Annotated in this window: 9 protein-coding genes and 1 tRNA gene; 6 read left to right on the forward strand and 4 right to left on the reverse strand. The window is 51.5% G+C overall.

From position 1 onward, the window contains the following. The 6 genes from RWJ96_RS04760 (at position 1) to pknB (ending at position 9,481) form a co-directional block, all read left to right on the forward strand. Entirely contained in the window at positions 1-1,797 is a 1,797-nt protein-coding gene (locus tag RWJ96_RS04760) for a serine/threonine-protein kinase (RefSeq protein WP_314019220.1), read from the forward strand. Next, entirely contained in the window at positions 1,784-2,908 is a 1,125-nt protein-coding gene (locus RWJ96_RS04765) for a DUF3662 and FHA domain-containing protein (RefSeq protein WP_035427174.1), read from the forward strand. Before RWJ96_RS04760 ends, RWJ96_RS04765 begins: the two co-directional genes overlap by 14 nt. Beyond that, entirely contained in the window at positions 2,908-3,321 is a 414-nt protein-coding gene (locus RWJ96_RS04770) for an FHA domain-containing protein (RefSeq protein ID WP_012809422.1), read from the forward strand. Before RWJ96_RS04765 ends, RWJ96_RS04770 begins: the two co-directional genes overlap by 1 nt. Before the next feature lie 7 nt (positions 3,322-3,328). Beyond that, positions 3,329-4,588: a Stp1/IreP family PP2C-type Ser/Thr phosphatase gene (locus RWJ96_RS04775; protein ID WP_314019221.1), complete on the forward strand. Its 1,260-nt coding sequence runs from the start codon at positions 3,329-3,331 to the stop codon at positions 4,586-4,588. Between the two features lie 2 nt (positions 4,589-4,590). After that, the gene (locus RWJ96_RS04780) at positions 4,591-7,455 is read left to right on the forward strand and encodes an FtsW/RodA/SpoVE family cell cycle protein (RefSeq protein WP_314019222.1); all 2,865 of its coding nucleotides are present in this window, start codon (positions 4,591-4,593) and stop codon (positions 7,453-7,455) included. A 100-nt stretch (positions 7,456-7,555) separates the two neighbouring features. Further along, positions 7,556-9,481, forward strand: a complete 1,926-nt coding sequence (gene pknB / locus RWJ96_RS04785) for a Stk1 family PASTA domain-containing Ser/Thr kinase (protein WP_314019224.1) — start codon at positions 7,556-7,558, stop codon at positions 9,479-9,481. Between the two features lie 609 nt (positions 9,482-10,090). On the opposite strand, the gene RWJ96_RS04790 is transcribed toward pknB, so the two are convergent. The 4 genes from RWJ96_RS04790 to RWJ96_RS04805 all read right to left on the reverse strand — a co-directional run. Next, a tRNA-Arg gene (locus RWJ96_RS04790) sits at positions 10,091-10,166 on the reverse strand. 79 nt (positions 10,167-10,245) lie between these two features. Beyond that, a complete protein-coding gene (locus tag RWJ96_RS04795) occupies positions 10,246-10,872 on the reverse strand; it encodes a hypothetical protein (protein WP_035427167.1) in 627 nt (208 codons plus the stop codon). Then, the gene (locus tag RWJ96_RS04800) at positions 10,859-11,755 is read right to left on the reverse strand and encodes a phosphoribosylaminoimidazolesuccinocarboxamide synthase (protein WP_035427165.1); all 897 of its coding nucleotides are present in this window, start codon (positions 11,753-11,755) and stop codon (positions 10,859-10,861) included. The genes RWJ96_RS04795 and RWJ96_RS04800 overlap by 14 nt, the downstream gene beginning before the upstream one ends. Positions 11,756-11,830: 75 nt before the next feature. Further along, on the reverse strand, positions 11,831-12,187 hold a 357-nt coding region (locus RWJ96_RS04805; RefSeq protein WP_314019225.1), incomplete at its 5' end, for an ATP-binding protein.

Genomic DNA, 12,187 nt, shown 5'->3' on the forward strand with positions numbered 1-12,187 from the left:
GTGAGTGACTCGCGGTCACAGACCACGCAGACTACATATCTACATTCACCTTCTGCTCAGCAGGCATCACCTGCGGCTGAGCCAGAAATTTTGCTGGACCGATATCGCGTTCTTGCTCGCAGAGGTAACGGAGGCTTTGGCACCGTTTGTACCTGCTGGGATACTCGTTTGCAGAGACGCGTAGCCATTAAACGTATGCCGCTATTAGGGGCTTCCGAAACTCCCGGCGTGCTTGCTTCAACTGTTGACGAGGCTCTTTCTGAAGCTCGAACTGCCTGCTTATTGGCTCATCCCAACATTGTGACCGTCCATGACTTTGAGATTGAAGGCGATTACGCTTACCTGGTCATGGAGTTTGTTGATGGCCTTAATTTATCGGAGCTCTTGGCTCGCGTTGAGGGTGGCTACCTCACCTATGCCGAAGCAGCTCACATGGTGTCTTCACTTGCAAAGGCGCTTCACTATGCCCATGAAAACGGCGTACTCCATCTGGACATTAAGCCAACAAACATCATGATTGACCGCCAAGGCACGGTAAAACTTGCCGACTTTGGTATGGCAACGCTTGCCTCGGCTGCTGGTTATGGCGGTGCTCGCGGAGGTACGGTAGGCTACATGCCTCCCGAGCAGGTTGAAGGCATGCTTGTTGACGAGCGCGCTGATATTTTCTCGCTTGCTGTTGTTCTGAGGCAGGCGCTAACGGGCGTCAATGTATTTGCGGGCAGAACGGCTAAAGAATCCCTTGATCACATTTACAAGGGCCCAAAAATTCCTCTGCTCAAAGAAGATCCCGAGGTTCCCTTTGCTGTAGATGCCGCCTTGACGCAGGCGCTTTCTCCCGAGCCATCCATGCGACAAGGCAGTGTGTCTGAATTTGCACAAGAAATTGTGACTCCTCTTGGCGGCGAAAAGCAGGGCGAGAAAAGCCTCAAGTCCCTGGTGGAACAGTCAGAAGAAGAGGAAACCGAGACCTGGGATGTCAAGCATCTTCCGCTCTCAATCCGCTTCCCCTGGCTGCCCTCGGCTGCCGTGCGTGGCGTATCAGCCCTGGTAGCCGGCGTTCTTCTCGCCCAGTTGTTCCAGCTTATTGCCCCAGAATCACTCACGTTTATTGTGGTGGGCTCTCTTGTAGGAGCTGCGGCAGCTGCTCTTTGGACTCCGTTGGGTTCTGCGCTTGTCATTGCATGCGCGGTATACGCCCTGGCAAGTATTAGCCCTACCAGCACTTCATTCCCATTTGCAACGCTTGTAACCTTGGTAAGCGTTATCTGGTGGGCCTTTGCAGGAAGGGTCTCAAAATTCAGCAGCATCAACTGCTTATTAGGAGCTTTACTACCTGCTCCTGTTTCAGCGCCAGCACTTATCTCCGCCACCATGCGTCCACTACCTGCAGTTTTAACAGGAGCCTTTAGCTATCTTTTTGGGACACTGTTTGCAAGAGGCATATCTTTGGGCTTTGCGGCAACTCCTCTTGCTTATGACTACACCTCACTGGCCTCAGGGCTTCCTTTCTGGATTCGCTTTGGAGCATGCTCCCTATCTGCTCTTTTAGGCTCGCTTATGAGCCAGAAAAGACGTCGCGGATGGATGGTTTTTGGACAAATTGTCTGTGCCATATTGCTTTCAAGTGGCTTTATATGGGCAGCTTGGATGGAGAATCCCAATTTTTGGGTAGTTGAAAGTATAGTTTCTGTACTAATTACGGTATTCTTATGTGTACTTGTATGTATTGCAATTGTCCTGATAGGTCCACTTGACGCGGATCAGGAAGGCGAGGAATTAGATGAGCTTTCTTAGTGACTTTGAAAACCGTATTGGTTCGGTCTTTGGTGCCGCACCTCAGGGATACGCAGAGCCTTTCTCTTTTAAGAAGCTTGCCAAACGCGCGGCTAAAGAGATGGAACGTGAGACGTATGAGATTGATGGTGTAGACACTGCGCCTGCCCTATATACCGTTTTAGTTGCTCCTCAAGACGATTCACTGATGCGTCCTCTTTATGCTGATCTAACTGCAGAGGTTTCTGACTTCGTGGCTGCTCAGGCTCAGCAAAAAGATTATGTATTTGTTGGTCAGCCGCTTGTTCGTTTTATGGTTGACCCATCTCTGAAGCCTGGAAAATTTGCTGTCTTTGCAGAAAACGTTGACGGCAATACGCTTGACCAGCTACGCAATGAAGAGCGTGCTTTCTTGGGTGGAAACTCCAGTGTTGGAGGAGCTGCAGCTCAAATGCCTCAGCAGCACAATTCTCGCGCTGCTGTTCAGCCAGAGCCACAGCCAGAGCCAGATCCTCTGTCTGTAGTTCGTCCTGTTTCTGCAGATAACGCAACTCCGGAGGTTTTGGGAGATCTTGCTGGTACAGACGCCGGTCTTGCGGTAATGCCACCAGACTTTGTTGAGGCTCAAGGCGCAATTCCTGTTGTTTCCGCAGCTGAGTCCACTCCTATGCCTGTTCTTCCTAGCTCAAACGGGCTTCCAGACCTGCCCGTAAACGGAGCTATCCCAACAGCAGCTCCCGTCCCTATGACTCAGCGTCGTATCACGCCTTCCCTTGATGCCCAATTAAACGGCGCGGGCGGTCGTTCTTCTCGCAATCTGCAGGGCACGCCACGCGCAAACATGGACGCTACCTGCATTTTGATTGATCGCCAGAGCGGTCGTTCGTATCGCGTTGAGGCTCCTCGCGCCATCATTGGTCGCGAGCGCTCTCAGGCAGACGTTGTTTTGCGCGATCCTAACGTTTCAAGACGTCACGCCGAAATGACTTATGACGGTCACGATTGGCACATTGCTGATTTGCACTCCACTAACGGAACGCTTGTCAACGATATCGACGTAGATGAGGTAATTCTGCGCGACGGAGACCTCATTACCATTGGTCTTATGGACCTTCAGTTCCGGGAGAACTAATGATTGATTTGATTCTCTTTGCAGGACGTGTTTTGCTTGTTGTCCTGCTGTACATCTTCCTGTTCTCAGTCATGCGCACGGGCATTGGTCTTGTCCGCGGTCAGCGCAAAGACGGAGCTATTTGGTCCGTTGATGTCGAGAAGGGCGTCAAGTCCTTACGTGGTCTTCACGTAGACATCTTGGGTCCTGTTGTTATTGGACGTTCTCCTTCGTCTGACATTGTGATTGACGAACCTTACGTTTCTGCTTCACACGCCCGCTTTACTATCCAGGGCCCTGCTTTGGTACTTGAAGACCTTGGATCCACAAACGGAACCATGGTTAATGGTCACATCATCGAGCAGCCTGTTACCCTTCGCGACACAGACGAAGTCCAGGTCGGCGATGTGATTATGCGTGTTGGACGTCGATAAGAGGCTCATGGTTTCTTCTGATACAACACATATTTCTGATACACCTACACAAGAGCCCGTGAGTGCTCCTGGTCGTTGTGAGCTGCCACTTGATGGTCGCTGTGACGCAGAGGCGGTTTCTGGCTCTAACACCTTTATTTCTTGGGGCGCCCGCTCTGACGTGGGATTAGTTCGCGAGCATAACGAGGACTCGTTCCTTTTGCGCACTCCCCTTTTTGCCATCTGTGATGGTATGGGAGGTCACGCCGCCGGTGAGGTAGCAAGCTCCATTGCTGTTAAGGTTATTGCCGAACAGGCACCAAGTACCGCTGACGATGTCCGTCTTGGCGCTGCAATTGAGGCTGCTAACCAGGAAGTTATTGATGCTCCTGCAAAGGGTATTGGCAAACCCGGTATGGGCTCCACCGCCTCTGCTGTCCTCATTGAGGGCAATCAGATGGCCGTTGCCCATGTTGGTGACTCTCGCATTTACCTGCTCCATCATGGCACGCTGGTCCGCATTACTCACGACCACAGCTATGTTGAAGAGCTCATTGATTCTGGTCAGATTACCGCTGATGAGGCTCGCACACACCCTTCTCGCTCAGTAGTTACGCGAGCTCTTGGCTCTGATCCAGACATGTATGCAGATCATTTCTCGCTTGAAGTATCTGATGGTGACCGCATCATCTTGTGCTCCGATGGTCTCTCTGGCATGGTGCCCGACGATGAGATTGAGTCCATTGCGGTCTCTAACGTCACGCCACAAAAGGCCGCTGATAACCTTGTTTCCGCAGCTCTTACCTATGGCGGCTCAGACAACATTACCGTTATTGTCATCGATGTCTTGGACGACGGCATAGCCGATCAAACCAGAAAACACCTTACTCGTGGCGTCATTGCCACGTTTGTCTCGTTCCTTGCGCTCTTTGCAGCCACTGTTGCGGTGTTCTTCCTGTTTGTAAGCAGCGAGTGGTACTTAGGAATTAACGGAACTACCGTTGGCGTTTATCGAGGTATTCCTACAACAATTGCCGGCATAAACATGTCTACGCTTGTTGAAACTACGTCGATTGAAATAAAAGATTTGCCTGACGCAGTTCAAGACTCGCTAGCCGAAGGAATCCGCGTTAAGAACGAGGATGAAGCACATAGCACCGTCGAGAATTACCGCAAACAGATAGACGACGCCAACACTAAAGCGGTCAAAAAGAAAGAAGACGTTCAGTCTGGCGGAACGCCCACAACAGAAACAACAACGTCAACAACAAGTTCGGGAGGTGAGTAGGAATGGAAAAAGCAGGTGGACTAAGGCGTAATACAGAGCTCTTCTTACTATTTGTAGGAGCAATCCCTGTATTTCTGCTGTACGCCATGTACATGATTACTGCTCGCTCAACGCTCAGCCTTGAGACAATGGCCGTTCCTATTGGCCTCTTTGCAGCATTTACCGTAGCTCACATTGCTATTAGGTTCCTTGCTCCCGCAGCAGATCCCGCCATTCTCCCCATTGTGTTTGTGCTCTCGGGAATTGGCATCACCATGGTCACCAGACTTGCACCAAATCTCGCAGTCAACCAAACGATTTGGCTCTTTATCTCTGTTGTTGTGATGATTGTGGTACTAGCGGTCATTAGAAATCTTGACGCGTTAGCACGCTACAAATACTCCATTGGTATTCTCGGCGTCATACTGCTTCTTCTGCCAATTGTTATTGGCCAGGATCGCTACGGCGCAAAACTCTGGATTTCTTTTGGCGCATTCACCTTCCAGCCTGGCGAGCTTGCAAAGATTGCCATTACGCTCTTCCTGGCATTTTATCTTGCACTGAATCGAGAATCCCTATCGGTCTCCATGCGTTCTTTTGGACCTTTCCGCATTCCTCGCTTTAAAATGCTGCTTCCTCTGTTTGTCATGTGGGGCATCAGCCTGATTGTTGTTATTTTTGAACGCGACCTTGGTAGCGCTCTGCTCTTCTTCGTGTTCTTTGTCATCATGCTCTATGTAGCAACAGGTCGCGCAAGCTACGTTTTTGTCAGTATTGCGCTCTTGGCCATTGGCGGCGTGGTGCTTTATCACTTCTTTGGTCACGTTCAGACTCGTGTCAACATTTGGCTTAACCCCTTCAAAGATCCCGCTGGAGACGGCTACCAAATTGTCCAGTCCCTCTATTCCATCGCAGATGGAGGCCTTGCTGGCACCGGAATTGATAAGGGAATGCCTACGCTTATCCCTATTGTTGAGTCTGACTTTATTTTCTCGGCCATTGCTGAGGAGCTGGGACTCTTTGGCGGAGCGGCAATTATTACCCTGTTCCTGCTCCTTACTGTGCGCGGTCTTGCAACAGCTGCTCGTGCAAAGTCCGATTCATCTGCTTTTGCAGCTGCTGGTCTTACCAGTGTTTTGGCGTTCCAAACCTTCCTCATTGTTGCAGGCGTTACTAAGCTCATGCCTCTAACCGGCGTTACCCTGCCCTTTATGAGTCAGGGCGGTAGCTCTCTTCTTTCCAGCTTTATCATTGTTGCCCTGCTGCTCAGGGCAGGTGACGAGGGAACTGGTCGCGAAACAGAGCTTGAGCCAAGCAAGAAAACGCTTGACTCCCAGAGGCTCGAAATTTCTTCTGGTGGAGCTCACGCCTCTTCCGTTTTGCATGGCAGCCACATCCGTGGAGGCTTTGGTCTGCAGTCTGAGGAATCTGGTGTTCTGGGACGTGTTGCTCTCGGAAAACGTCTGACCAATTTGGTTACCGTATTTACCCTCTTCTTCACCGTTCTTCTCGGCAACTTGACCTTCTTGATGGTCATTGACGCACCTAGACTTCAGGCGCTCCCTACCAACAACCACACTATTGCTAAGAGCGCATATGTTCAGCGCGGCGCCATCATGACTTCTGACGGCGTCACTCTGGCAGAGAGTGTCAAGCAAGACGACGGCACCTACGTGCGTAACTATCCACACGACGGTATGGCTTCTCACACCGTTGGCTACATCTCTACCCAGTATGGAACTGCAGGTATCGAGTCCTCCATGAACGAGACGCTCACCGGACACGCAGATCATTCCGACTGGAGAAGCGCTCTGTACTCGATGGCAGGTGTTAATACCGCTGGTTCAAGCGTTGTTTTAACCATCAATTCCCAGATGCAGGCTGTAGCAGAAGCTGCACTCCAGGGATATTCCGGCTCCATTGTTGTTATGGATCCAGCAACCGGAGCCGTGCTTGCAAAGGCTTCAAGCCCTTCATACACCCACGCTGATCTGGGCACTGTTATCGAGTCCGGTACCGGCAGTCAACTGGTTGACAGAACTACCCAGGCGCTCTACTCCCCTGGTTCGTCGTTTAAGACCATTACGCTTTCTGCTGGAATTGACACACATACCACCACGCTGGACACCACCTATTCAGCTCCAGGAACTATGGAGCTTGGCGGTGGAACCATCCACAACTACGCCAACGAGGACATGGGCACTATTCCTCTGCGTGAGGCATTTGCTCGCTCTTCTAACACGGCGTTGGCGCAGCTTGGCGTAGCACTTGGCGCAGACAACCTGGTCAGCTATGCACGTGCCTTTGGTTATGGCACAGCTCTTGGTCAGGACTTCTCCACTACACCATCGCTGATGCCAAATCCTGCCGAGATGACCACCTGGGAGCTTGGTTGGGCGTCTTGCGGCCTTCCTGTTGGAGAGCATGCAAGCCCTGCAGGTCCTCAGACCACCGTCATGCAAAACGCTGTTGTCGCGGCTGCAATTGCTAACGGCGGCGTGGTCATGAACCCTTACATTGTTGATCGCGTTCTCTCGCCAGAGGGAGCTGTTGTTTCTACAACGTCACCAAAATCGCTTGGACAGGCAGTGTCTGCGGATACCGCTGCGCAGGTCCGAGAGGCAATGTTGGGCGTTGTTGAATCCGGCACTGGTATGGGAGCTCGCGTTCCGGGTGTCAAGATTGCAGGTAAAACAGGTACGGCAGACGTCGAGAACGGTAACTTTAACTCGTTCTTCATCGGTTTTGCGCCTTACGACCACCCAACTCTTGTTGTTTCTGTTGTCATCGAAGGCAACGGCGAGAACGTTTTAGGTTACGGTGCTCAAGTTGGCGGACGTGTTCTTGCGCAGTGCCTGAACATCCAGGCTTTGGGAGCTGCTTCGTAGCGCCTAAAACACCGCACGGTCTTCTCCCCAAGTAGTTGGGTGTGTTCTAAGATAGTAAGTGACGTGGCGAGAAAATCGCACGCTTGATAGGAGTTGAGTTATGCCAGGTAGAATGCTCAGTGGGCGTTACCAGGTTCAAGACAAAATTGGTACCGGTGGAATGGCCACCGTTTACCGCGGACAGGACCAGGTTCTTGGTCGTACTGTTGCCATCAAGATGATGCTGCCGCAGTACGCAAACGATCCTTCCTTTGCTGCCCGCTTCAAGCAGGAGGCACAAGCCGCAGCGGCGCTCTCCAGTCCTTATATTGTCTCGATATACGACTGGGGTAAGGACGGCGAGTCCTACTACATTGTCATGGAGTATCTGCGCGGTACAGACCTTAAGAGTGGCATCCGCAAACATGGAGCCCTTGATTCCCGTAAGGTCGCTCAGATTGGCTCTCAGATTGCTCAGGCGCTCTCTGTAGCACATCGTCACGACATCATTCACCGTGACATCAAGCCACAGAACATCATGGTCCAGCCAGATGGCAACATCAAGGTCATGGACTTTGGCATTGCTCGTGCAAAGAACAGCAGTCTAACCACCGATAACTCTGTTCTTGGCACCGCCCATTACGTTTCTCCAGAGCAGAGTACGGGCAAGCCTTTGGGACCAACCACCGATATCTATTCCCTAGGCATTGTCATGTACGAGGCTGCAACTGGCCGCGTTCCCTTTGTTGGTGACGACGCTATCAGCGTTGCTATGAAGCAGGTCAACGAGGCTCCTCAGCCACCATCGCTGATCAACCCCAACGTTGACCCCGCACTCGAGGCAATCATTCTTCGCTGTATGGAGAAAAACCCGGCTGACCGCTATCAGAGTGCTGACGAGCTTGCTCGTGCGCTGCGCGATTTTATTGCTGGCCGCGCCACCATTCCAAGCAACACCACCGTGAGCCCCCGCATTGTGACACCACCTCAGCCAACTTCCAGGTTGGATCGTCGCGGCATTGACGGCTCCAACACCTACATCACGCGCGGTGGCGACACTGGTCGCTTGAACCGCGTCCATTCTCGCGAAGAGGCTGATGAGCTTGACAGGCGCGAGAATAAACGTCACAAGCGCAACGTTATTCTCGGCGTTCTGGGCGCTTTGGTTGTCCTGGCTCTTGCCGGCTTTGCTATTGCACAGATGCTCGGCAACTCCGCCCAGCAGTATCTGGTTCCACAGTTTGTTGGTCAGACAAAAGACCAGGCTACTCAGGCACTAAATGCTTCTGATAGCCACCTTAAGCTGGGAACTGTTACAGAAAGCTACAGTGATTCTGCTCCTGAAGGCCAGGTCATTGATCAGACACCAAGCGCTAACAAACAGGCTCCTGAAGGAACCGCGGTTAACCTTGTCATTTCTAAGGGCGCTAAACCTGCTGCTGCAGTTAAGGTGCCTGATCTTACCAACAAGAGTCCATCAGAGGCTGAGTCTGCTCTTGCTGCTGTTGGCCTCAAAGCAAGAAATGGTGACTCGGTTGAGTCGGATGACGTAACCGTTGGTTATGTTGCAACACAGGAACCAGCCGCAGGTAGCGATGCTAAAGCTGGCGACACCATCACCTATCACCTGTCTACTGGCAAGGGTAAGGCAGATGTTCCAGACGTCACCGAGATGACTGCCGAGCGTGCGTCCGATGTCCTGAAAGATGCAGGCTTCAAGGTAGATACTCAGAAACAGCCTTCGTCGAGCGTTCCTGAGGGCCGTGTCATCTCCCAGTCTCCAGCTAACGGCAAGGCAGATAAGGGTTCCACGGTAACCATCGTTGTTTCTTCCGGTGCTCAGAGCGGCTCTGTTCCAAACGTTGTCGGCAAGGACTTTGAAACTGCCCAGTCCACGCTGGAGAACGCGGGCTTCCAGGTCAACACGGTTTGGGTCTACGATGACAACGTTGCAACCGGAAACGTAGTTGGCCAAACACCTTCAAGTGCTGCAGCTGGCGCTACTATCACCATCCGCGTCTCTAGCGGACCTCGTCCATCAGCGTAATCACTGCGGCGTGCAATGTGCTCAACCAGTACGTTCAAGCCCTGCAACCGTGTTTGGTTGCAGGGCTTTTTGCTACCACGGAAATAGTTCGACAGCGGCACGTGGCGTCGCCGGAACCGGCGAAGCAAGCGCTTCAGCGCTTTTCGGGTCATAGACAACTGATGTAACTGACACGACCTGTTTTTGCTGATAGCCGAACACACCTAAGTCGGATAATCTGTCAAAAAGACGTATACATGACGCCGAAAATAGCTAAGGCGTGCAGATTATCGTCATTAGGTGTGTAATATGCCCGCAATTAAGCAGATTATCCGACATAGGTGTGTTGCTTAGAAGTGAAATTTACCTATAGTTAGATTTTTTATATTTCTCTATTCATTTTCCAGCATATTAGATGAAGTTTATGCATAAAGATGTATATCAGTCAGGGAGACCACTCGGTCGTCAGACATTGAGCCCCAGTTGTCCGGTTATCTTGATTAAGAACTAGACAATTTCTCAGCGAGGCGCGGCTAAGCTGCGCCATTTTGTACGCCAAGCCTAAAAGACGACGCTGACACGCCGCAACAGAGAAAAACCGGCAGCACGAAGCTGCCGGTTTAAAATCAATGGTGCCCCCGGGCCGATTCGAACGGCCGACACCCGCTTTAGGAGAGCGGTGCTCTATCCCCTGAGCTACGAAGGCATGTGGGATATTCTACTCACGTAGGCTCGCGTACGCAAATCTCGCCAACGCTTGCGGCGCCGGCAGCAGCACGAAACTGCTACTTGCGACGAGCCTTGCGCTCGGCTCTCTTTCTGTCGTACTCAGCCTGACGCTCGAGGTAGAAATCGTTGAGCTTCTTATCGGTCATGCCAGCAACCTTAGCCTCGATCTTCTTGCGAAGAGGACGCATCTTAAAGAAGCTGTAGACAACCGAGCCAAAGATGCAGAAGTAAGCAAAGACCAGCATGATGGCAGAAATCATACCAACGCCGGTGTTCAGGTCCCTGGACTCAGGAACCATATACGAAAGCACCAGAGTAATGATGGTTGCAACAAAGCCAAGACCCAGGAAGACCCACCAAACGCGCTCAGCACGATGATAGTCTGGATCTGCGCGCAGCATTGCCTCAAATCCACGGCTGCGGATATCCTCGCGCTCGCGCTGACGAGCACGTGCAGCACGCTTCTCCTCTTTGCTCTTTGGGGCGCTGGAGCCAGAACCAGAGCCACTCACGCGCACAGACGCAGCTGCCTCTCGTACTGGTTTAGCAGTAGCAGCAGATTTGCGACCAAAAGCGGAATACGAAGGACGCTCAGTCTCCTCAGAGGTTTCTTTCTTTGAAAGGCTTGCGGTAGCCTCACGCGCTTCTTTGGTTGCGCCTGTAATGGTGTCACGCAGTGACATTGGTCTCCTTCAGTGGTACAAACTCAGTTCCCGTAATAATCTGGAATGCCGTACGATAACGCTCGGACGTACCCTCAATAACCTCTTCTGGAAGATGAGGTGGCTCTCCTTGCATGTCCCAGTGGGCTTTCAGCCAATCGCGCACATACTGTTTGTCGTAGCTTGGCTGAACGTGTCCCTCAGAATAACCCTCAGCAGGCCAGAAACGACTCGAATCGGGTGTAAGGCACTCATCAATAAGTGTAAGTTTTCCGTCGATAAAACCAAACTCAAATTTGGTATCCGCAATAATAATTCCACGAGTTGCAGCATATTCTGCAGCAGCCTTATAAATTGCAAGCGAGGCTTCCTTCAGCTGAGTAGCAACATCCTCACCAACAATCTCGCAGCAGCGCTCAAACGAGATATTCTCGTCATGATCGCCAAGCTCAGCCTTAGTTGAAGGTGTAAAGATTGGCTCAGGAAGTTTAGATGCCTCAGTCAGACCATCAGGCAGCTTAATGCCGCAGACGGTACCGTCCTGGTCATAGGTCTTTTTGCCAGAACCAGTAAGATAACCACGGACAATGCACTCGATTGGCACGGTCTGTGCTTTCTTTACTAGCATTGCGCGGCCAGCAAGATACTCAGTGTAATCTGCAAACTGCTCAGGAGTCTGATCTGGCAGAACAGAAATCATGTGGTTAGGCAGAAGGTCCTTGAAGCGATTAAACCAGAAAGCGCTGATACGTGTCAGAATTTCTCCCTTAAAAGGAATCTCGTCGGGGAGAATAAAATCAAAAGCACTAATGCGATCGCTCGCAACCATCAAAAGTTTGTCGCCACAATCGTAGATATCGCGAACCTTACCGTGCGAATCGGGACGAAGCTCAGCTCCAGCCACAATGACCTCACTTCTGCGCAAAGCGCGTTGTATTGCAGGACTTTTGATTGTACGGCAAAATGCCCAAAAATCGGCCTACAACAAAGTATCTGTTACAGAGATATTATTTTGGGCAAGCAGAGGAAGATGCAGCGAGAAGGTCGTGCCCTTTCCAAGCTCGGATTCTACCGAGATAGTGCCGTTATGACGGTCCATAATCTCTTTTGTAATTGCCAATCCAACGCCAAGACCGCCCGAAGCGCGCTCGCGGCTTTCTTCTGCACGCCAGAATCGCGATAAGGTCTGTGGAATGTCCTCAGGAGCAATTCCCATACCATCATCAGTCACGGAGATAACCGCATCGGTATCATCAATTGATACGGTTATAACAACATGACCCCCGTCGTCGGTATAGCGAATGGCATTGCTCAGCAAATTGGTCAGGGCTTCTCG

This window comes from Lancefieldella parvula (genome assembly GCF_963547875.1).
In the GTDB taxonomy this organism is placed as follows: domain Bacteria; phylum Actinomycetota; class Coriobacteriia; order Coriobacteriales; family Atopobiaceae; genus Lancefieldella; species Lancefieldella parvula_D.